General features: G+C 70.1%; 16 protein-coding genes and 1 riboswitch. Of the genes, 8 read left to right on the top strand and 8 right to left on the bottom strand.

Annotated features, from left to right (window positions below):
- Positions 1–51: 51 nt before the first annotated feature.
- Together ACIRD7_RS17975 and ACIRD7_RS17970 are read right to left on the bottom strand one after the other, a co-directional pair.
- Entirely contained in the window at positions 52–1,518 is a 1,467-nt protein-coding gene (locus tag ACIRD7_RS17975) for a sensor histidine kinase (RefSeq protein ID WP_403455075.1), read from the bottom strand.
- A gap of 423 nt (positions 1,519–1,941) precedes the next feature.
- Positions 1,942–2,613, bottom strand: a complete 672-nt coding sequence (locus ACIRD7_RS17970) for a TetR/AcrR family transcriptional regulator (RefSeq protein ID WP_403454046.1) — start codon at positions 2,611–2,613, stop codon at positions 1,942–1,944.
- Positions 2,614–2,710: 97 nt separating this feature from the next.
- Between ACIRD7_RS17970 and ACIRD7_RS17965 the strand changes: the two genes are divergently transcribed.
- Positions 2,711–3,463, top strand: a complete 753-nt coding sequence (locus ACIRD7_RS17965) for an SDR family oxidoreductase (RefSeq protein WP_403454044.1) — start codon at positions 2,711–2,713, stop codon at positions 3,461–3,463.
- A 44-nt stretch (positions 3,464–3,507) separates the two neighbouring features.
- Here ACIRD7_RS17965 and ACIRD7_RS17960 read toward each other — a convergent pair whose 3' ends face one another.
- Positions 3,508–4,596 carry an SIS domain-containing protein gene (locus ACIRD7_RS17960; RefSeq protein ID WP_403454042.1) on the bottom strand — a complete coding sequence of 363 codons (1,089 nt, stop codon included), beginning with the start codon at positions 4,594–4,596 and terminating at the stop codon, positions 3,508–3,510.
- A gap of 274 nt (positions 4,597–4,870) precedes the next feature.
- Between ACIRD7_RS17960 and nagB the strand changes: the two genes are divergently transcribed.
- Complete coding sequence (nagB, locus tag ACIRD7_RS17955) at positions 4,871–5,656, top strand: glucosamine-6-phosphate deaminase (protein WP_403454040.1); 786 nt, start codon at positions 4,871–4,873, stop codon at positions 5,654–5,656.
- 271 nt (positions 5,657–5,927) lie between these two features.
- Here the strand turns inward: nagB and ACIRD7_RS17950 are convergent, their stop codons facing one another.
- From ACIRD7_RS17950 to ACIRD7_RS17935, 4 genes are all read right to left on the bottom strand, one after another.
- Positions 5,928–7,418, bottom strand: a complete 1,491-nt coding sequence (locus tag ACIRD7_RS17950; protein ID WP_403454037.1) for a glycoside hydrolase family 3 protein — start codon at positions 7,416–7,418, stop codon at positions 5,928–5,930.
- A gap of 9 nt (positions 7,419–7,427) precedes the next feature.
- The gene (locus ACIRD7_RS17945) at positions 7,428–8,279 is read right to left on the bottom strand and encodes a carbohydrate ABC transporter permease (protein ID WP_403454036.1); all 852 of its coding nucleotides are present in this window, start codon (positions 8,277–8,279) and stop codon (positions 7,428–7,430) included.
- Positions 8,276–9,265, bottom strand: a complete 990-nt coding sequence (locus tag ACIRD7_RS17940) for a carbohydrate ABC transporter permease (protein WP_403454034.1) — start codon at positions 9,263–9,265, stop codon at positions 8,276–8,278. The genes ACIRD7_RS17945 and ACIRD7_RS17940 overlap by 4 nt, the downstream gene beginning before the upstream one ends.
- A gap of 72 nt (positions 9,266–9,337) precedes the next feature.
- The gene (locus ACIRD7_RS17935; protein ID WP_403454030.1) at positions 9,338–10,624 is read right to left on the bottom strand and encodes an extracellular solute-binding protein; all 1,287 of its coding nucleotides are present in this window, start codon (positions 10,622–10,624) and stop codon (positions 9,338–9,340) included.
- Positions 10,625–10,945: 321 nt separating this feature from the next.
- Here ACIRD7_RS17935 and ACIRD7_RS17930 point away from each other — a divergent pair, with 321 nt between their 5' ends.
- The 5 genes from ACIRD7_RS17930 to mctP all read left to right on the top strand — a co-directional run bounded on the left by ACIRD7_RS17930 (position 10,946) and on the right by mctP (position 16,126).
- A complete protein-coding gene (locus tag ACIRD7_RS17930) occupies positions 10,946–11,710 on the top strand; it encodes a GntR family transcriptional regulator (protein WP_031479454.1) in 765 nt (254 codons plus the stop codon).
- 88 nt (positions 11,711–11,798) lie between these two features.
- Positions 11,799–13,937 carry a carbon starvation CstA family protein gene (locus ACIRD7_RS17925; RefSeq protein WP_403454028.1) on the top strand — a complete coding sequence of 713 codons (2,139 nt, stop codon included), beginning with the start codon at positions 11,799–11,801 and terminating at the stop codon, positions 13,935–13,937.
- On the top strand, positions 13,909–14,106 hold the full coding sequence (locus ACIRD7_RS17920) for a YbdD/YjiX family protein (protein WP_403454025.1): 198 nt from the start codon (positions 13,909–13,911) through the stop codon (positions 14,104–14,106). The genes ACIRD7_RS17925 and ACIRD7_RS17920 overlap by 29 nt, the downstream gene beginning before the upstream one ends.
- Positions 14,107–14,234: 128 nt before the next feature.
- Positions 14,235–14,501, top strand: coding sequence for a DUF3311 domain-containing protein (locus ACIRD7_RS17915; protein WP_403454023.1), 267 nt, complete (start codon positions 14,235–14,237; stop codon positions 14,499–14,501).
- Positions 14,498–16,126, top strand: a complete 1,629-nt coding sequence (gene mctP, locus ACIRD7_RS17910) for a monocarboxylate uptake permease MctP (protein WP_403454020.1) — start codon at positions 14,498–14,500, stop codon at positions 16,124–16,126. Before ACIRD7_RS17915 ends, mctP begins: the two co-directional genes overlap by 4 nt.
- A gap of 31 nt (positions 16,127–16,157) precedes the next feature.
- Here mctP and ACIRD7_RS17905 read toward each other — a convergent pair whose 3' ends face one another.
- A complete protein-coding gene (locus ACIRD7_RS17905; RefSeq protein WP_403454018.1) occupies positions 16,158–19,760 on the bottom strand; it encodes an ATP-binding protein in 3,603 nt (1,200 codons plus the stop codon).
- Between the two features lie 172 nt (positions 19,761–19,932).
- Between ACIRD7_RS17905 and ACIRD7_RS17900 the strand changes: the two genes are divergently transcribed.
- Positions 19,933–20,439, top strand: a complete 507-nt coding sequence (locus ACIRD7_RS17900) for a GNAT family N-acetyltransferase (RefSeq protein ID WP_403454017.1) — start codon at positions 19,933–19,935, stop codon at positions 20,437–20,439.
- Between the two features lie 35 nt (positions 20,440–20,474).
- Positions 20,475–20,632, top strand: a riboswitch (cobalamin riboswitch).
- Positions 20,633–20,658: the final 26 nt, after the last annotated feature.

The following is a 20,658-nucleotide window of genomic DNA, read 5'->3' as shown; positions in this document are numbered from 1 at the left end:
GTACGGCATGTGTGAGGCACGTGCACGGCATGAGCCGGCACGTGCGCGGCACTACTTCGGCGCCCGCACCGGAATGTCGAGGATCACCCGGGTCCCCCGCTCCGGCGCCGGGACCATGTCGAACGTACCGCCCAACTCCCCCTCCACCAGGGTCCGTACGATCTGCAGCCCGAGGTTGCCCGCGGTCTGCGGGTCGAAGCCCTGGGGCAGGCCCACGCCGTCGTCCTGCACGGTGACCAGGAGGCGGGCCTGTTTCGTCGTGCCGCCGCGGACCGCCGACACCTCGACCGTGCCGGTCTCACCCTCGCGGAAGCCGTGCTCCAGCGCGTTCTGCAGGATCTCGGTCAGGACCATCGACAGCGGGGTGGCGACCTCGGCGTCCAGGATGCCGAAGCGGCCCGTGCGCCGGCCGTTGACCTTGCCGGGCGCGATCTCGGCGACCATCGCCAGCACCCGGTCGGCGATCTCGTCGAACTCCACGCGCTCGTCGAGGTTCTGAGAGAGCGTCTCGTGCACGATCGCGATCGAGCCCACGCGCCGTACCGCCTCTTCGAGGGCCTCCCGGCCGCGCTCGGACTCGATGCGCCGGGCCTGGAGGCGCAGGAGGGCGGCCACCGTCTGGAGGTTGTTCTTGACGCGGTGGTGGATCTCCCGGATGGTCGCGTCCTTGGTGATCAACTCGCGCTCGCGGCGGCGCAGTTCGGTGACGTCCCGGAGCAGCACGAGCGAACCGATGCGGGTCCCCTTGGGCTTGAGCGGGATCGCGCGGAACTGGATGACCCCGTCGTTGGCCTCGATCTCGAAGTTGCGGGGCGCCCAGCCGCTGGCGACCTTGGCGAGCGCCTCGTCCACCGGACCGTGGGTCGGGGCGAGTTCCGCGGTGGTCCTGCCGAGCTCGTGGCCGACGAGGTCGGAGGCGAGGCCGAGCCGGTGGTAGGCGGACAGCGCGTTCGGGGACGCGTACTGGACGAGGCCGTCGGCGTCGAGGCGGATCAGGCCGTCGCCGACCCGCGGAGAGGCGTCCATGTCGACCTGCTGATTGGCGAACGGGAACGATCCGGCCGCGATCATCTGCGCGAGGTCCGAGGCGCTCTGGAGGTACGTCAGCTCCAGGCGGCTCGGGGTGCGCACGGTCAGCAGGTTGGTGTTCCTCGCGATGACTCCGAGGACGCGCCCGTCACGTCGTACCGGAATCGACTCGACGCGGACCGGCACCTCCTCGCGCCACTCCGGGTCGCCCTCCCGCACGATGCGGCCCTCGTCGAGCGCGGCGTCCAGCATGGGGCGGCGGCCGCGTGGGACGAGATGGCCGACCATGTCGTCCTGGTACGAGGTCGGGCCGGTGTTGGGCCGCATCTGCGCCACCGAGACATAGCGGGTGCCGTCGCTGGTGGGGACCCACAGAACGAGGTCGGCGAAGGAGAGGTCGGAGAGCAGCTGCCACTCCGAGACCAGCAGGTGGAGCCACTCGAGGTCGGAGTCGTCGAGGGCCGTGTGCTGGCGTACGAGTTCGTTCATGGAGGGCACGTGGCCGAGCGTACCTGGCGGTACGGACATGGTTGGAAACCAGCCACTTCGGAAGCGGTCCGGGCCCGGAAACACCCGCGGGCCGCGGCGCCTGAGAGGGACCCTCAACCCTCCCGGCACCGCAGCCCGGAGCAATATCGGCCGTGGGGTGTGCGGTCCCGGTCGGCCGAAGGTTGAGGAGCCGGGGCAGTCAGGGCAGAGAGCTCCGGTTCCTCGGTCCGCCCTCCTGTGCGGGGAAGGCGGAAGTCGGTGCGTTCTGGTACTACGCACTCCTTCGCATTGTGGACTAGACCACTCGGGTGTGTCCATGCGTTGGAGCGTGTTTGCTGTTGACGCTTCTCTCGTGGGCTCCCCACCAGTTGGAGAAGTGGTAGGACGCCCTGGCATACACCACGCAGCCTAACCCGTGTGGGTTCATGTGCGGGGCCAGATCGCCATGGCAATTTCCACGACTGCCTCCAGTTCCTCCCGGCTCGCCCCGTCGCGCGCCTGTTGCGACATGCCCTGGATCATCGCGCCGGTGTGCCGGGCGAGGGCGGCGGCGTCGGTCGCGGGCGGGAGGGCGCCGGTGGCGATGTCGGCCTCTATACGGCTGCGGATGGCGGCGATGTTGGCGTTGCGCAGCCCGCGCAGCGACTCCTCGACCTCGGGCGTGGAGCAGTTGGTCGCCGCGTGGACGACGAGACAGCCGTGCGGATGGGCCGGGTCGGTGTATTCCGCGGCGGCCTCGCGCAGCATGCGCGTCACGCCGGCGCGGGCGTCGGGCTCCTCGGCGAGAGCGCGTTCGGTGAAGGACCCGTACCGCACGCCGTACTCGCGGACGACCTCCTCGAACAGCGACCGCTTGTCGCCGAAGGCGGCGTACAGGCTCGGGGCGCCGATGTCCATGACGCGCGTGAGGTCGGAGACGGAGGTCGCCTCGTAGCCGCGCTCCCAGAAGGCGAGGATCGCCTTCTCCAGTGCGGTCTCCCGGTCGAAGGAACGGGGACGCCCACGGGTTCTGGAGGCCGGCCGGGCCTTCGCCGCACCACTCGCCCTGGCCACCGGGGTCGCCTCGGTCTCCTCGCCCGCCTTGCTGCTCACCATGGAGTGCATTTTATAGCGGGCGCTAGACAAAGGTCCGTGGCGTGATCTACGGTAATTTTTGTAGCGACCGCTAAAGAAATGCGAAGGGGGCACCGGCATGGGCGTGCTTGCGGGCAGGACGGCTCTGGTCACGGGGGCGAGCAGGGGGATCGGGCGAGGCATCGCCGAGCGGCTGGGGCGCGACGGCGCGCGGGTCGGGGTGCACTACGGCAGGAACGAGGCGGCGGCGAAGGAGACGGTCGCCGCGATCGAGGCGGCGGGCGGCTCGGCGTTCGCGGTCGGCGTCGAGCTGGGGCTGCCGGGGGACGCCGAGGCGCTGTGGGAGGAGTTCGACCGGCATGCGGACGGGGTGGACATCCTGGTCAACAACGCCGCGATCGGGAACTCACGGCCGATCGAGGAGATAGGGGAGCCGGACTACGACGAGCTCTTCGCGGTGAACGTACGGGCCCCGTTCTTCATCGTGCGGCACGGCATGCGGCGGCTGCGGGACGGCGGCCGGGTCGTCAACATCTCGTCCGGGCTCGCGCGCACCGCGGTCTTCCCGCACGCCATGGCCTACGCGATGACGAAGGGGGCGCTGGACGTCTTCTCCCGGGACCTGTCGAAGGTGCTGGGGCCCCGGGGCATCACGGTCAACTCGGTGGCGCCCGGGATCATCGACACGGACAACACGGCGGAGATGCTGCACGGCACCGAGGGCGGATGGGACCGGGCCGCCGCGATATCGGCGCTCGGCCGGGTCGGCGAGACGGCCGACGTGGCCGACCTGGTGGCGTTCCTCGCGTCCGAGGGGGGCCGGTGGGTGACGGGGAGCTGGGTGGACGCGACGGGGGGTTCGCTGACCTGAGATGGCGCACTGTGGCCTAGGTGTGCTGTCCCGGGACAGCACACCTAGCGCGTCTCCGTCACCTTCGCCAGCGCCCGGGGCGCGTCCGGGTCCTGGCCCCGGGCGATCGTGACCTCGTAGGCGAGGAGCTGGAGCGGGAGGATCTCCAGGATCGGCTGGAGTTCCTCGGCCACCTCCTCGGTGGGCAGGACGAAGCCGGCCGAGGCCTGTTCGACCTGGTGCCGGGGGCCGATGACGACCAGGTCGGCGCCGCGCCCGCGGAGTCGGTCGAGGACGGGCCGCAGGGCCTCGCCGCCCTTGCCGTCGGTGACGACCGCGATGACCGGGGAGACGTTGTCGACCATGGCGAGCGGGCCGTGCAGCAGATCGGCGCCGGAGTAGGCGAGCGCCGGGATGTAGCTGGTCTCCATCAGCTTGAGGGCGGCTTCCTTGGCCGTGGGATAGCCGTAACCGCGGGAGGTGATCACCATGCGCTCGGCGAAGCGGTAGCGGGCGGCGAGGGCACGGACCTCGTCCTGCCGGGCGAGCAGGCGCTCGGCGAGGCCCGGGAGCACCTTGGCGGCGGTGCCGTCGCCGTCGCGCAGGCCTTCGACGAACAGGTAGAGCGTGAGGAGGGAGGCCGTATAGGTCTTGGTCGCGGGCAGGGCACGTTCCGGCCCGGCCATGATGTCGAGGTGGTACTCGGAGACGGCGGCCAGCGGGGAGTCGGGGTTGTTGGTCACCGCGAGCGTGATGGCGCCGGCCTCGCGGGCGGCCCGTGTGGAGGCGACCAGGTCGGGTGAGCCGCCGGACTGGCTGACGGTGACGACCAGGACGTCGGTCAGGTCGGGGCGGGCGCCGTAGGCCGTGGTCGTCGACATCGAGGTCAGACCGCAGGGCAGGCCGAGGCGGATCTCCAGGAGGTACTTGGCGTAGAGCGCGGCGTTGTCGGAGGTGCCGCGGGCGGTGAGGAGGACGAAGCGCGGGGCGCGGGCGGCGATCTGCCGGGCGACCTCGCGGATGGCGGGGGCGCCCTGCGAGAGGATCCGGCTCAGCACGGCGGGCTGTTCGGCCATCTCGCGGGCCATGATGCGGCCGGGGAGCGCATTGCGCGGGGCCTGGGGGTCGGGAGGGTACGGCGTCGTGGTGGTCATGGGCCCTTCCTGCTCTCGCGCTCGTCGTGCCGGGCATGGCGGCCGTCGCTCGGGACGGACGGGGAGGGGACGGTGATGGACGGCGATGGGACCGTTCGGACGGCCAGTCTCCATTGCACTCCCCCCTGGGGAATGACGCCTGCCCGACGGGCTCCGGAAATGTCCGCGGGCGCTCGTTCACCTGGGCCGGGGAACCCCGCTCTGTTAGATTGGTCTAAACCACATGCCCCTTCAGGGTGCCCATCGAGTCCCTCTTCAGATCGGCAGGCCCAGCGTGGAAGTTGTCATCGTTCCGGACGCCAAGGCGGGTGGCGAGCTGATAGCCGGGGCCATCGCCCAGCTGCTCGGGCGCAAGCCCGACGCTCTGCTCGGCGTGGCCACCGGGTCGACGCCGCTGCCCATCTACACGTCGCTGGTGGCCAAGGTGCGTTCCGGCGCCGTGGACGCCTCGCGGGCGCGGATCGCTCAGCTCGACGAATACGTGGGGCTGCCCGCCGAGCACCCGGAGTCCTACCGCTCGGTGCTGCGACGCGAGGTACTGGAGCCGCTCGGGCTGGGGATGGACGCGTTCATGGGGCCGGACGGTACGGCGCGCGACGTGCAGGGGGCGTGCGAGGCGTACGACGCGGCGCTGGCCGCCGCCGGGGGCGTCGACCTTCAGCTGCTCGGGATCGGGACCGACGGGCACATCGGGTTCAACGAGCCCTGTTCGTCGCTGGCTTCGCGGACGCGGATCAAGACGCTGACCGAGCAGACCCGCGTCGACAACGCGCGCTTCTTCGACGGGGACATCGAGCAGGTCCCGCACCACGTCATCACGCAGGGGATCGGCACGATCCTGGAGGCGCGGCACCTGGTGCTGCTGGCCACCGGCGAGGGCAAGGCCGACGCTGTCGCGGCGACCGTCGAGGGGCCGGTCGCGGCCGTCTGCCCGGCCTCGGCGCTGCAACTCCACCCGCACGCCACGGTCGTGGTCGACGAGGCCGCCGCGTCGAAGCTGAAGCTGGCCGACTACTTCCGGCACACCTACGCCAACAAGCCCGACTGGCAGGGGATCTGAGGGACCGGACCGGACCCTCCATCCCGGCGAGGCACGCGGTTCGTGGCTCGCGACTCGGGGCCCCGACATGTCGACGGGCGCCCGCGGCGGTGGATCCCGCCGCGGGCGCCCGTTCGCATGAGCCCGTCCTGCACAGCAAAGGCCTCGTCCTCGCCGGGCTCGCCCCCGGGCCGTCAGGCCGGCCACCCGGAGCGGCGACAGCCACCGGGGCATCGGCCAGAGGGGTACCGGCCAGAAGGCCTTCACGGGAAGCCGGGGAACGCCGGCGACCTCACTCCCCCGCGATGACCTCCGCCGCCGCCCGCCCGCACACCCGGGCCGCCCCGTAGGTGGCGATGTGCAGGGCGCCTCGGGGGGACGCCTGGGGGACGCCCATCTCGACGACGATCGTGTCGGGGCGGGCGGCCAGCAGGGTGTCCAGGGCGGCCGCCATCCAGGGGTGGCGGTGTTCGTCGCGGACCACGGCCACCATCCGGCGCCCGGCTGCCACCGTCAGGGCCGCACGGCCCGCGTCCTCACCGGAGTAGCTGCCGGTCTCCGTGCCGGGCAGGAGCCGGGCCAGTTCCGCCGCCACGCCCCACGGGGTCTCGTCGCCGACCGCGATGTTCGCGACCGGGGTGAAGGCGGCGACGAACGGCGGCTCGGTGAGGGCCGTGAACGGCGCCGCGGAGGTCAGCTTCAGGGCGCGGCGGGCGGCGACCAGGCCGACGTCCGTCCGCGCCTCCCCGACGGCCGCCGGTGCCGCTGCCGCCGTAGCGGTCCAGCGTGCGAGCTCGCGGACGCGGTCCGCCGCCTCCGCCAGCCTCGACTCGGCGAGTTCCCCGGCGCGCACGGCCGTGACCAGGGCGTCCCGCAGGCGCCGTACCGTCTCGTCGTCCGCGAGGCCGCCGCCCACGCAGATCGCGTCGGCGCCGGCCGCGATGGCGAGGACGCTGCCGCGTTCGATGCCGTAGGTGGCGGCGATGGCCTGCATCTCCATTCCGTCGGTGACGATCAGGCCGCTGTAGCCGAGTTCGCCGCGCAGCAGGTTCGTCAGGACGGGGCGGGAGAGGGTGGCCGGGTGGTCCCGGTCGAGGGCGGGGACAAGGATGTGGGCGCTCATCACGGCGCGGGTGCCGGCGGCGATGGCCGCGCGGAACGGGGAGAGTTCCCGCTCCGCCAGCACCGCGGCGTCCGCGTCGATGCGGGGCAGGGCGTGGTGGGAGTCGACCGCGGTGTCGCCGTGGCCCGGGAAGTGCTTGGTGCAGGCCGCGACGCCTGCCGACTGCAGGCCCGTGACGTAGGCGGCCGTGTGCCGGGCGACCAGGGCCGGGTCGGCGCCGAAGGAGCGTACGCCGATCACCGGGTTCGCGGGGTTGGAGTTCACGTCCGCCGACGGGGCCCAGTTGAGGTTCACCCCGCAGGCGGCCAGGCGGCGCCCGAGTTCGGCGGCCACCTCCCGCGTCAGCTCGACGTCGTCCACCGCGCCGAGGGCGTGGTTGCCGGGGAAGCTGGAGCCGGCCCGCACCTCCAGCCTGGTGACGTCACCGCCCTCCTCGTCGATCGCGACCAGCACGTCGTCCCGCTCGGCGCGCAGCTGCGCGGTCAGCGCGGCCAGTTGCTCCGGTGAGGCGATGTTGCGGCCGAAGAGGCCGACGGAGGCGAGGCCCTCGCCGAGCCGGCGCAGCAGCCAGTCGGGGGCGGTGGTGCCCGTGAAGCCGGGCTGGAGGACCGTCAGCGCGTCGCGCGTGAGGGTGTCTGTACCGCTGGCGAATGTCGTCATCGGGTGGCGTTATCCCTTCACGGCGCCGGCGGTGAGACCCGCGGCCATCTTGCGCTGGACGAGCAGGAAGAGGACGACGATGGGCACGGCCATCATCGTGGCGCCGGCCATCATCGGGGCGTACTCCGTGCCGTGTTTGGTGGTGAAGTTGCCGAGCCAGACGGTCGCGGTCTGGTTCTTCTGGCTGAGCAGCATCAAGGCGTACAGGTACTCGTTCCACGCCTGGATGAAGCCGTAGACCGACGTGGCGACCATGCCGGGGGCCAGCAGCGGGAAGACGACCCGGATGAAGGCCCCGGTGCGGCTGCAGCCGTCGACCATCGCCGCCTCCTCCAGCTCCTTGGGGATGTTGACGATGAAGCCGCGCAGCGTCCACACCGTGAACGGCAGGATGAAGGTCAGGTACGTGATGATCAGGCCGGTGAGACGGTCGTACTGGCCGAGGTCGTTGAGCAGCAGGAAGACCGGGATGATCATGGCGACCAGCGGCACCATCTGCACCGCCAGGATGCCCACGATCACGATCTTCCGGCCGCGGAAGGCGAACCTGGAGATGGCGAGCGCGGCCAGCAGGCCGACGACCATGCCGATGACGACCACCGCCAGCGACACGACGAGGCTGCGGCCCACCGGGCCCCAGAAGTCCGCGATGTCCAGGGCGCGGGAGAAGTTGTCGAAGGTGATGGCGGTCGGCAGCAGGCTCGGGTCCGGGTCGATGGCGCCCTTCGCGGGCTTGAACGCCGTGTTGAGCATCCAGTAGAGCGGGAAGCCGGCGGTGACGAAGACGAGGAGGCCGAGAAGGTTCCAGCCGAGCTTCGCCCTGCGGGGCCGCGCGGTCGCGAGCGTGCTCACGCTGGTCATTCGACCTCTCCGATCTTCAGCATCTGACGCATGTAGACGGCGACCACGCCGAGCAGCAGCAGGACGGTGAGCAATGCGATCGCCGAGCCCTGGGCGTAGTCGTTGACGACGAACGCCCGGTCGTAGGAGTAGGTGTTGAGGACCTGGAACTCCGCTTCCGGATGGCCGTTTCGCATGACGAAGACCTGGGGGAAGACGCCCATGTCCCAGATCACCGACAGGGTCGTGAGCATCACGATGATGGGCTTGAGGATGGGCAGGGTGACGTAGCGGAACACGCCCCAGGCGCCGGCGCCGTCGAGCCGGGCCGCCTCCTCCAGCTCCTTGGGGACCTGGGTGAGACCGGCGCTCAGGGTGATCACGACGAAGGGCACGGCCCCCCACACCACAAGGAGCATGATCACGGCCAGGCCCTCCGGCCCGCTCGCGAACCAGTTGTGGCCGATCATCTCGACCCCGGGCAGCTTGCTGAGCAGCGCGTTGAAGACGCCGTAGTCCGAGTCGAAGAGCCACTTGAAGACGGTGGTCGCCACGATCACGGGCATGCCCCAGCTGGCCACCAGCACGATGTTGATGAGCACCTTCAGCCAGCCGGAGACCCGCTGCAGCAGCAGCGCGATCGCCATGCCGACGACCATCGTGAAGACGACGGCGCCGCCCGCGAAGATGATCGTCCGCAGGACGACGGCCCAGAACTCGCCGTCGCCGAGCACCCTGGCGAAGTTGTCGAAGCCGACCGACTCGGCCGGCTGGAAGCCCCACAGCTGGGACTGCCCGAACTTCTGGAAGGACAGAGTGACCAGACGGGCCAGCGGATAGCCCATCACCAGCGCGAGGATCAGCAGGCAGGGCGCGAGCAGCAGCCATGGGACGGTGGCCGGACTCGAGGTGCGCCGGCCACGGGGCGTGTCCGGGGCGCCCGGGGGCGGCGGTGCCTGCCGCGGTGGCGGCACCTTGGCAGGGGTGGTCGTGTCTGCGGCACTCATCGCGCGCTCCTCAGAGGTCCCTCAGGTCGAACGGGCGGCGGGGCTCCACCGTGTGGGAGCCCCGCCCGAAGGTCACTTGGTGTTGATGACCTTGTCGATCGCGGTGTCCGCCTCCTTGGCCGCCTCCTCGACCGACTTCTTGCCGGTGCCGATGCTCTGCAGCATGGTCTGCAGGATCTGGGCCTTCTCGACCTGGCCCCAGCCCGGCGCCATCGGGACGAACCAGTTGGACTCGGCCGCGGTGGCCGGGACCGCCGTCGCGGGGTCGTTCTTCAGCGTCGCGAGGTCGGTCTTGTTGTTGGGCAGGTTGCCCTTGGCCATCAGGCCCTTCTGCCCGGAGGAGCCGGCGAACGCGTTGATCCACTCGGCGGCGAGGGCCTGCGCGTCGGACTTCACCGGAATGGCGAGGTCGGAGCCGCCCAGGAAGACGGGCATGTTCTTGCCGGACGGGCCGGGCATCACGAAGTTCTCGAGGTTGCCCTTGAGCTTGCCGGTCTTGTCGTTCTTGGGGTCCTCCGCGGTCGCGCCCTCCCAGGCGGCGGCGAAGATCATGGAGGACTTGCCCTGGCCGTAGACGATGTAGCGGTCGGACTCGTCCTTGGTCTTGTCGCCGTGCATGTACTTGTCGACGACGTTCTTGAATTCGTTCAGACCCTTGACGGACTCGGGCGAGGAGAGCGTGGCCTTCCACTGGCCGCCCTCCTCCTGGGCGATGGCGCCGCCCGCGTCGTAGACGAAGGACATGGCCGCGTACCAGTCACGGGTGGGCTGGTACCAGGCGTTGTACTTGTCGCCCTCCTTCTTCTGGATCTTGTCCAGGGCGGCGGTGAGCTCGTCGTACGTCTTCGGGGGCGTCTTCACGCCGACCGACGCCGCGACGTCCTTGCGCCAGTTGGCCACCCGGCCGCCGGCGTAGTAGGGGACGCCGTAGGTCTTGCCGTCGTACGTCACCGAGGCCCTGAGGCCGTCCAGCCAGGCGGAGGAGCTGTCGAACTTGGCCGGGTCGACGGGGGCGAAGGCGCCCTTGACCATGTAGCCGAGCATCTCGGTGTTGCCCATCTCGACCACGTCGGGGGCCTTGTCGGTGGCGAGCACGGCGTCGAGCTTGGCGTTCTTGTCCGGCCAGCCGTAGTACTCGTGGTTGATCTTGACGCCGGGGTGCTTCTTCTGGACCGCCGCGTCGGCCGCCTTCACCAGGTCCGGCCAGTTGTTCTGCGCGTCGACGGTGAGCCAGACGGTCAGCTCCTTGGCGTCCGCCCCGCCCTTGTCCGACCCGCCGCTGTCGCCCTCTCCCCCGCACGCAGCAATGGAGGCCATCATGCCCGCGATACCGATCGCGGCTGCCAGTTTGCGCTTCACGCCACCCTCCTCAGGGATGCCACAAACCCCCCTGCCTCCCCGCACGAGCGTTGGGCCGGGACCTGGACCAATGGTGTAGACCAGTACGGGGAGCTTGGACCAGACCAAAAGCCCTGTCAAGGGTCACGGAAAGGCCCCTGACCAGCCGTTATGCGACCTACATATGAAGGAACCTTTAAGTAAGAAGCCAGCGAAAACACCGGCGCCGGAGTACTCTCGTCCGCTAGACCACATGGAGCTGTGGACTAGACCAAAAGAGGCGGCGACGGTATACAGAAGGGATCACGATGTGACCCGCATCCGGAGCCGGGAAGGCGAAGCATGAGCACCGACGTCAGCAGTGCGGAGAACGAGAACGGCGCCACCGTCCGTACCGCCCGCGTGCCCAAGTACTACCGCCTGAAGAAGCACCTCCTCGACATGACGGAGACCCAGGCACCCGGCACCCCGGTCCCGCCCGAGCGCACCCTGGCCGCCGAGTTCGACACCTCGCGCACGACCGTCCGCCAGGCCCTCCAGGAACTGGTCGTCGAGGGGCGCCTGGAGCGCATCCAGGGCAAGGGCACGTTCGTCGCGAAGCCGAAGGTCTCCCAGGCCCTGCAACTCACCTCGTACACGGAGGACATGCGCGCCCAGGGCCTGGAGCCGACCTCCCAACTGCTGGACATCGGCTACATCACCGCCGACGACCGACTCGCCGACCTGCTGGACATCACGGCGGGCGGCCGGGTGCTGCGCATCGAGCGGCTGCGCATGGCCAACGGCGAGCCGATGGCCATCGAGACGACCCACCTCAGCGCCAAGCGCTTCCCGGCGCTGCGCCGCAGCCTGGTGAAGTACACCTCCCTCTACACCGCGCTCGCCGAGGTCTACGACGTCCATCTCGCCGAGGCCGAGGAGACCATCGAGACCTCGCTGGCCACCCCGCGCGAGGCCGGCCTGCTCGGAACCGACGTCGGCCTGCCGATGCTGATGCTGTCCCGCCACTCCCTGGACCGGGAGGGACAGCCGGTGGAGTGGGTGCGCTCGGTGTACCGCGGCGACCGGTACAAGTTCGTCGCCCGTCTGAAGCGGCCGCAGGACTAGGCGAGTTGTCCTGATGCACGCGGTGTAGCGCATCCCCCTTTCCTGTTCTACGTTCCTCCCGTCGCCGCATGGACGGGAGGACCACCCGGTGCGTACCGCGAACCCCCGAACCGTCGTCATCTGGACCCTGGTCGCACTGGTCGGTGCGGCGGGGTGGACCGTGCTCGCGCTGTCCCGGGGCGAGGAGGTCTCGGCCGCCTGGATGGTCGCGGCAGCGCTCGGCTCGTACGCCATCGCCTACCGCTTCTACGCCAAGTTCATCGCGTACAAGGTCCTGAAGGTCGACCGGACCCGGGCCACCCCGGCCGAACGCCTCAACAACGGCATCGACTTCCACCCCACCGACCGCCGCGTCCTGCTGGGCCACCACTTCGCGGCGATAGCCGGCGCGGGCCCGCTGGTGGGGCCCGTGCTGGCCGCGCAGATGGGCTATCTCCCGGGCACGATCTGGATCATCGCCGGCGTCATCTTCGCGGGCGCGGTCCAGGACATGGTGGTGCTGTTCTTCTCCACCCGCCGCGACGGGCGCTCCCTGGGGCAGATGGCGCGCGAGGAGATCGGGCCGTTCGGCGGCGCGGCCGCGCTGCTGGCCACCTTCGTCATCATGATCATCCTGCTCGGGGTGCTGGCGCTGGTCATCGTCAACGCCCTAGCGCAGTCCCCCTGGGGCACCTTCTCCATCGCGATGACCATCCCGATCGCCCTGCTGATGGGCTTCTACCTGCGGGTCCTGCGCCCCGGCCGGGTCGCCGAGGTCTCCCTGATCGGCGTGGCCCTGCTGCTGTTCGCCCTGGTCGCGGGCCGCTGGGTCGCCGAGTCGTCGTGGGCCGGCACCTTCACCCTCGCGCCGTCGACGCTGGTCGTCTGGATGGTGGCGTACGGCTTCATCGCCTCGATCCTGCCGGTGTGGATGCTGCTGGCGCCGCGCGACTACCTGTCGACGTTCATGAAGATCGGCACGATCTTCATGCTCGCGCTCGGTGTGGTCGTCGCCCTGCCGACGCTGAAGATGGACGCGGTGACGGACTTCGCCTCGCGCGGCGACGGCCCCGTCTTCGCGGGCTCCCTCTTCCCCTTCGTCTTCATCACCATCGCCTGCGGCGCCCTGTCCGGCTTCCACGCGCTGATCTCCTCCGGTACGACGCCGAAGATGATCCAGAAGGAGACGCAGGTCCGCATGATCGGCTACGGCTCCATGCTGATGGAGTCGTCGGTCGCCGTGATGGCGCTGGTGTCGGCGAGCATCATCGACCCGGGCCTGTACTTCGCGATGAACGCGCCCGCCGGGGTCATCGGCGACACCGTGCAGAACGCCTCGCAGGTCGTGGGCAGTTGGGGCTACCAGATCTCACCGGAGGCGCTCGCGCGGGCGGCGGAGAACGTCGAGGAGGCGTCCCTGCTCTCCAGGACCGGCGGCGCGCCCACCCTCGCCATCGGTGTCTCGGAGATCTTCTCGCAGGTCACCGGGGACGGTCTGCGCGCCTTCTGGTATCACTTCGCGATCATGTTCGAGGCGCTGTTCATCCTGACCGCGCTGGACGCCGGCACGCGCGTGGGCCGGTTCATGCTCCAGGACATGCTGGGCAACGTCTACCGGCCGTTCAGGAACGTCAGCTGGAAGCCGGGGCTGGCCATCACCAGCGCGATCGTCTGCGGCCTGTGGGGCTACTTCCTGTGGGTGGGCGTCCACGAGCCGCTCGGCGGCATCAACCAGCTCTTCCCGATCTTCGGCATCTCCAACCAGCTGCTCGCGGCCGTCGCGCTCGCCGTCTGCACGACCCTGCTGGTGAAGTCCGGGCGCCTCAAGTGGGCCTGGATCACCGGGGTTCCGCTCGTCTGGGACGCGACGGTGACGCTGACCGCCAGCTGGCAGAAGGTGTTCTCCAGCGACCCCAAGGTCGGCTTCTTCAAGCAGCGCCAGGTCTTCCAGGACGCCATCGACCGCGGCGAGGTCCTGCCGCCCGCCAAGACCATGGACGACATGCACACCGTGGTCACCAACTCCACGGTGGACGGCGTCCTCGCGGCGGTCCTCGCGCTCCTGGTCGTCGTCGTGATCGCCGACGCCACCCGCGTCTGCGTCCGGCACATCCGGCGCCCGGCCCTGTCCACGCTCAGCGAGGCGCCGTACGTCGAGTCGAGGATCACCGCTCCGGCGGGGCTGTTCCCGACCAAGGAGGAGAAGGAGGAGGAGCGCCGTGCGGTCGCTTCGGCGGGTCCTCGGTAGCGTGCGCTGGTACGTGCGCGAGCTGACCGACGAGTCGGCGTACGACCGTTATGTCGCCCACGTACGACATGAGCACCCGGACGCGGAGGTGCCGTCCCGGCGCGCCTTCGAGCGGATGCGGACGGACCGTCAGGAGGCCGATCCGCGGCAGGGGTTCCGCTGCTGCTGAGAGGCCCGTTGCCATACACACGAATCCTCCACATCCGATATGCGGACGGGGTCTTCCGCTGTAGTTGCACCGTCACCTACATTGCCCGGGCGTTTCTCAGGTGATCAGTGAGGGGACGGAGCCGTCAGATGTCAGATGCCCCAGAAGTGACCAGAGAGCCGGTGGTGACGCCTGTACGGGTCGTCATCGCGCTCTGCCTCGGCGCGCCCTTCGTGGCGATGCTGTGGGTCGGTTCGTACGCCAAGACCGACCCGGCGGTGGCCGGCATCCCGTTCTTCTACTGGTACCAGATGCTGTGGGTCCTGCTCTCCACGCTGCTGACGATGGTCGCGTACAAGCTGTGGCAGCGTGACCAGCGCGCCCGCGTCTCCCGGAAGGGCGGTGCGTCGGAATGAACGACGGCGTGAACGGCGTCGCACTCGGCGTCTTCATCTTCTTCTTCCTGGCCGTCACGGTCATGGGCTTCCTCGCCGCCCGCTGGCGCAAGGCCGAGAACGAGCACAGCCTCGACGAATGGGGCCTGGGCGGCCGGTCGTTCGGCACCTGGGTGACCTGGTTCCTGCTCGGCGGCGACCTGTACACGGCGTACACCTTCGTCGCCGTACCGGCGGCGATCTACGCGGCGGGCGCGGCCGGCTTCTTCGCGGTGCCGTACACGATCCTCGTCTACCCGCTGATCTTCACCTTCCTGCCCCGCCTGTGGTCGGTGTCCCACAAGCACGGCTATGTGACGACCTCGGACTTCGTGCGCGGCCGCTTCGGCTCGAAGGGCCTTTCGCTGGCCGTGGCCGTCACCGGCATCCTCGCGACGATGCCGTACATCGCCCTCCAACTCGTTGGCATCCAGGCGGTGCTGGACGTGATGGGCGTCGGCGGCGGCGAGGACACGAACTGGTTCGTCAAGGACCTGCCGCTGCTGATCGCCTTCGGCGTGCTGGCCGCGTACACGTACTCCTCGGGTCTGCGCGCGCCCGCCCTGATCGCGTTCGTGAAGGACACGCTGATCTACATCGTCATCGCGGTGGCGATCATCTACATCCCGATCAAGCTGGGCGGCTTCGACGAGATCTTCGCCAAGGCGGGCGAGGCGTACAGCCAGACCAACCCGGCCACGGGTGCGCCGCGCGGTGCGCTGGTGCCGGCCGAGGCGGGGCAGTGGACGTACGCCACGCTGGCGCTGGGCTCCGCGCTCGCGCTGTTCATGTACCCGCACTCGATCACCGCGACGCTGTCCTCCCGCAGCCGTGAGGTGATCCGCCGCAACACCACGATCCTGCCGCTGTACTCCCTCATGCTGGGCCTGCTGGCCCTGCTGGGCTTCATGGCCATCGCGGCCGGCGTCAAGGTCACCAACGGCCAGCTGGCGATCCCGCAGCTGTTCGAGAACATGTTCCCCGGCTGGTTCGCGGGCGTGGCCTTCGCCGCGATCGGCATCGGCGCCCTCGTGCCAGCGGCCATCATGTCCATCGCGGCCGCGAACCTCTTCACCCGCAACATCTACAAGGACTTCATCAAGCCGGACGCGACGCCCGCGCAGGAGACCAAGGTCTCCAAGATCGTGTCCCTGCTGGTGAAGGTGGGCGCGCTGGTCTTCGTCCTGACGATGGACAAGACAGTCGCGATCAACTTCCAGCTGCTGGGCGGCATCTGGATCCTGCAGACCTTCCCGGCCCTGGTCGGCGGCCTGTTCACGCGCTGGTTCCACCGCTGGGCGCTGCTGGCCGGCTGGGCGGTCGGCATGATCTACGGCACGGTCGCCGCGTACGGCGTCGCCTCCCCGACCCAGAAGCACTTCGGCGGCTCGGCCAAGGAGATCCCGGGCATCGGCGAGATCGGCTACATCGGCCTGACGGCCTTCGTGCTCAACGTCCTGGTGACGGTGGTCCTGACCTTCGTCCTCAAGGCCGCGAAGGCCCCGGAGGGCATCGACGAGACGAGCCCGCAGGACTACACGGCGGACGCGGGCGACCCGGGCGTCCAGGTGGAACTGCCGCCGGCGACGGCGGGTTCGGCCCACTGACGCAGCCGGTCCACCGGCCGGGCGTACCGCGCTAGCTGCGCGTGCGCCCGGCCATTTGCTGCCAGAAACCGTCGAGTTCCCGGACGCGCATGCTGACCCAGCGCGGCGTCTTCCTGCGCAGCACCCTGGGGAAGTGGCGGCGCACCCGCCCCGGCAACAGGGCCTGCTGCTGGCGGCAGAACGGCTCCCGGATCTCCCCGCGGGGCACGCATCCGCGCGGCGGGTAGGGGCAGAGCTGGAACTTGCAGTCGGGCAGGCAGGACGTGCCCGGTGCGGGCGGGTCCGCCATACCGGCCCGCAGGTCGGGCCGCAGGGGAGCACGGTCGGTGCGGATGCACGGCGGCAGCGGCATCCCCTGCTGTTCCACGCGGGCCATCCGCTCCTCGACCTCGTCCGGATGCCCGTCCCGTTCGATGAGGTTCAGCATCACCAGCACATCGGCGACGAGGCGCTGGGCGCGCGCGTCGAGGGTGCTCCACCCGACCGAGGGCGGGATCCACAGGTTGTGCTTGCGGTACCCCTCGGGGTTTCCGGTGCGCGCGCCGATGTTGTCGGCGACGCCCTTTTCGTCGATCCAGAGGAAGCGCTCCGGCTGCCCGGTCTCGAGCGCCAGGGCCACCAGGTCCCCGGCCTCCGCGACGAACGGATGCAGGGACTGCCGGGACGAGACGCCGTCCGCCTCCGGATACCCGGGCGCCCTGCTCACCGCCGTGCCGACCATCGACAGCCAGCGCTCCACGGTCCGTATGGCGGTCGTTCCGCCCATCACCCGGACCGGCTCGCGAGCGCCCCTCCCCCTCACGGCGTGCGGGTCCCGCTCGTGGAGCCCGGCGCTGTCCTGGAGCTCCCACAGGCACAGCGCTTGGAGCAGCATGAGCTGCGAGTACCAGCACCGGGACTGCTGCAGCACCGTCTCCGCCTGCCGGATCAGATCGGCGCGACCGTCCGGGAAGGCCTGCGGATGCCGGATGCGGCGGTTGGCCGCGTACTTGAAGCCCTGGGCCAGCGCGGCCTCCAGGGCGAGCGGAAGGTCGGGGGTGCCGCCGGTGGCCTTCGGGTCGAGGTGACGCAGCCATCTGGTGAGGCGTTCCCGGGCCTCGTCGCGGTGCGCCCCGTCGACGGAGCCCAGCAGCATGGGGATCATCCAGGCACGCATCACGAACTCCCGGAACAGATCGACGCGTTTCGCCCGGTACTCCTGGTTGAGCTCGCGCCGGTCCTGCTGCAGCCGGGCGATGCGCTCGGACCGGGCGCGTGAGGCCACCCGGGCGGCCCTGGCGTCGGCCATGCGCTCGGCCCATCGCTCGTGCTCGCGCCGCTTCCAGTCCTTCAGCTCTCCGAGCCGGTCGTTGTACTCCTGCACCGGGTCGGTGTTCAGCCCGACCCGACTGCGGATCACGGCGAACGCGGGGTTGCCGCCGGTGCCGAACTCCTGGGCGGCGGCCAGGCGTATGGAGTAGGACGGTTCCCTGATGCCGATCTCGACGAGCTCCTCGTAGAGCGGAGTGGTGTCGATCCGGTCGGAGACGCTCCGCAGTGCGGCTCCGAGCTGTCTGAGCAGCCGCAGTTTGGCGTCGTCGAGGGTGCGCCGGTCGCCTTTGAAACCCATCCAGGTCTGACGGACTTCCGCCAGTATGTCGCCCAGGAGCCTCGGGGAGTCCTCCGCGCTCTCGATCTCCACGGCGGCCGCGTAGAGGTCGAGGGCCTTGGGGTCGTCCGTGCGGCGTTCCGCGGCCTTGCAGAGCCGGTGCGCCAGGGTGTGCCCCCATACGCGTGAGTGGCGGAGGCGTTCGTCGAACTCCTTCTTCGCCTCGGCCCGGACGCCTCCCCCGCGGGCCCTGCGCCTGGCCGCCCGGCGGCGCGACAACAGCACCAGGGCCATGAGCAGTTCGCGGCTGGGCCCGGGCGGCTGCAGCGCGTGCTCGATGAGTTCACCGGCGCCCCGCTCGCCCAGCTGGCCCAAAAGGCGGTAGCCGAAATAGGCCTGGATGATGCTGTGCGGGAAACGGACCTTCCGCTCGAAGCCCTCCACCAGCCCGAGCTTGTCCGCGTTGCGCGCGATCCGGGCCAGGGCGGCCCGGCACTGGTCCATGTTCCCGCCGCGCAGCCGCGTGCGCTCCTGCGGGCCGAGCCGCTGGCAGAGCACGTCCCAGATCTGCTGCCTGTGCCACTCGGAGAAGACGTTCCCTCGCTTGCCGTACCGGTCGAAGCCGCGTCCGCTGCTCCACAGGTGCTCGGCGCGGGCCTGCGCGCGCCGAGCGGGCCCGGGGTGGACATCGGAGTCCAGCAGTTCCCCGAGGCCGACCTCCAGCTTGTCCTGGAGCAGCCCCACGCAGGCCAGCGCGGAGACCACTTCGAGGGTGTCGCGGCGCTCCCGGCGGCTCAGCGCGACGCCCTCGCGCAGCCGGCCCTCGCACAGCGCCTCGTCCCAGGTCTGCAGCAGCCACAGTCGCAGCGTGCCGCGGTCGCGGCTGCGGGTGTTCATGTGCTGCGGGTCGGCGTCCGGCCGGTCGTGCTCCAGCGCTCCGTGGCGATGAAGCTCGCGGGCTATCTGAAGGTAGACGGGGGACTCGGTCACCTCCGCCGTCTCCACGATCCAGTCCACGCGGCGCTCGTCCGTGTCCGGCACCCGTGCCTGCACGAAGCGCAGGGCCTCCTCCTCGCTGAGCGGTTCGAGTTCCACGATCGCCGCCGGGGTGCTCTCCAGCGGGCTGTGCGGGCGGGAGGCGATGACGAGGGGCAGCTTCTCCTCGTAGGCGCGCTCGATGGCCCGCCGGATGATGTTGTCCCGGTTCTGGCCGTCGCCGAGGAGTGCCTCTTCCAGTCCGTCGGCGATGACGACCGGCTTGTCGTCGGCGAGCAGTTGCTGCCAGACCCGATCGGTCTTGCCGCGCGCGAGGATGCCCCGGGGCGCCTCTTCGGTGAAACGCTGCTTGGCCATGCGCTCGAAGTTCAGGTCGGTGCCGCCGTTCGCGTCCCGCAGCCGGATCGGCACGGGTACGGCGTTCTGCTCGGCCAGCAGTTCGGTGAGCCGTACGAGGACGGCGGTCTTGCCCACGCCGACTCCGCCGACCAGCAGATAGGGGCGGCGTGTCTCGCGCTCGCGCAACCGTTCGGCGATGACCCGGACGATCTCCTCCCGGCCCACGATCTCCGCGGTGTCCGGGCCGGCGGTGAGCACCAGTCCGTGGGGGTCGTCCCGCGCCTTCGCCAGATAGCGCCGCTTGGTCCACCGGTACCACCAGAACAGGAAGAGCGTGGCGGCGATCGACGCGGCGAGCACCGGGCCGACGAAGCGCAGGACGGTTTCGAATCCCTCGTTGCCCTGCCGCCACTTCTCGAAGCCGGTCGTGCGGCTCGAGATCAAGATGTACAGGCCCTCCACGATCCAGGCGAGCAACGCGAGGGCGGCCACCGTCCAGACGACCCTGGTGACGTTGGTGTACGTGAACCACCGGCGCCACTTCTTGGAGTGGGTGCTGCCGCGGCGGGCCTCCAGACGGATCGTCAGCCTGTGCCAGTGCCCCACCATTCCCTGCCTGGCCCAGCTGCCCGCCCGCCGCGGAGCGAGCGTCGCCATCGGCGCGTTCCGCGGCCGCTTCTTGCCCGGCGGGCGACGGACGACCGACGTCATGCTGCGCCTCCTTCCGAGAAGAGCTCGAAACTTCCTGGAGGGCTCGAAACGGAGGGGCCGCGGGCTCCGACGCCTATCTCCATGGAAGCACTCCAGGAACGCCCCGCAACCCGGCGGCCCTCGGCGAGAAAACCCGGGCTCGCCGTCCTGCCCGTCCGGCAGACTCGGCCCTATGGACATCGTGATCCGGCCCGTGGAACCCGCCGAGTACGACACCCTCGGTGAGCTCACCGCCCAGGCCTACCTCCAGGACGGCCTCCTCGACTTCGGCGAGAGTGACGAATACCTCGGGGAACTGAGGGACGTGGCCAAGCGGGCTCTCGCCGCCGAGGTGTTGGTGGCCGTCCAGGACGGCCGGCTGCTGGGCGGGGTGACCTTCGTGCCGGCCGGCGGGCCCATGGCCGACATCGCCCGTCCCGGAGAGGCGGAGATCCGGATGCTCGCCGTCGACCGGGCGGCCCGCGGCCGCGGCGCCGGCGAGGCCCTCGTGCGGGCCTGCGTCGACCGGGCACGGGCCGCGGAGGGCTGTGTGCGGATCGTCCTGTCGACCCAGCGCACCATGCACGGCGCCCACCGCATCTACGAACGGCTGGGCTTCGTCCGCACACCCGAGCGGGACTGGAACCCCGTCCCGCACCTCGACGACATCACTCTTCTCACCTATGAGTTGACGCTCTGAAACCACCCCGACACAACATCTGGGGGTGGCGTGGCGGGTGAGCACAAGATGTATGCTCGTCCTCGCTGTCGCCGCAGGGGAATCCGGTGCGAATCCGGAACTGTCCCGCAACGGTGTACTTGTGCATGTCTGTTCTCTCAGACGCCCCGCACAGGAGTCAGTCCGAGGACCTGCCGACAGCGCGCCCGGCCACCCGGCCGGTGCGCACTGACGTCCGGG

Origin of the sequence: Streptomyces sp. NPDC093568 (assembly GCF_044764945.1) — a bacterium.
GTDB lineage: Bacteria > Actinomycetota > Actinomycetes > Streptomycetales > Streptomycetaceae > Streptomyces.
The sequence above is the reverse complement of the archived record's forward strand: the minus strand, read 5'-3'. Positions and strand labels throughout refer to the sequence as shown.

Coding starts and splice junctions, on each gene's coding strand:
- ACIRD7_RS17915 (WP_403454023.1), top strand. CDS start 14,235: ATGTCAGATGCCCCAGAAGTGACCAGAGAGCCGGTGGTGACGCCTGTA.
- ACIRD7_RS17900 (WP_403454017.1), top strand. CDS start 19,933: ATGGACATCGTGATCCGGCCCGTGGAACCCGCCGAGTACGACACCCTC.
- ACIRD7_RS17940 (WP_403454034.1), bottom strand. CDS start 9,265: ATGAGTGCCGCAGACACGACCACCCCTGCCAAGGTGCCGCCACCGCGG.
- ACIRD7_RS17905 (WP_403454018.1), bottom strand. CDS start 19,760: ATGACGTCGGTCGTCCGTCGCCCGCCGGGCAAGAAGCGGCCGCGGAAC.
- ACIRD7_RS17960 (WP_403454042.1), bottom strand. CDS start 4,596: ATGACCACCACGACGCCGTACCCTCCCGACCCCCAGGCCCCGCGCAAT.
- ACIRD7_RS17965 (WP_403454044.1), top strand. CDS start 2,711: ATGGGCGTGCTTGCGGGCAGGACGGCTCTGGTCACGGGGGCGAGCAGG.
- ACIRD7_RS17950 (WP_403454037.1), bottom strand. CDS start 7,418: ATGACGACATTCGCCAGCGGTACAGACACCCTCACGCGCGACGCGCTG.
- ACIRD7_RS17930 (WP_031479454.1), top strand. CDS start 10,946: ATGAGCACCGACGTCAGCAGTGCGGAGAACGAGAACGGCGCCACCGTC.
- ACIRD7_RS17945 (WP_403454036.1), bottom strand. CDS start 8,279: ATGACCAGCGTGAGCACGCTCGCGACCGCGCGGCCCCGCAGGGCGAAG.
- ACIRD7_RS17970 (WP_403454046.1), bottom strand. CDS start 2,613: ATGGTGAGCAGCAAGGCGGGCGAGGAGACCGAGGCGACCCCGGTGGCC.
- ACIRD7_RS17975 (WP_403455075.1), bottom strand. CDS start 1,518: ATGAACGAACTCGTACGCCAGCACACGGCCCTCGACGACTCCGACCTC.
- mctP (WP_403454020.1), top strand. CDS start 14,498: ATGAACGACGGCGTGAACGGCGTCGCACTCGGCGTCTTCATCTTCTTC.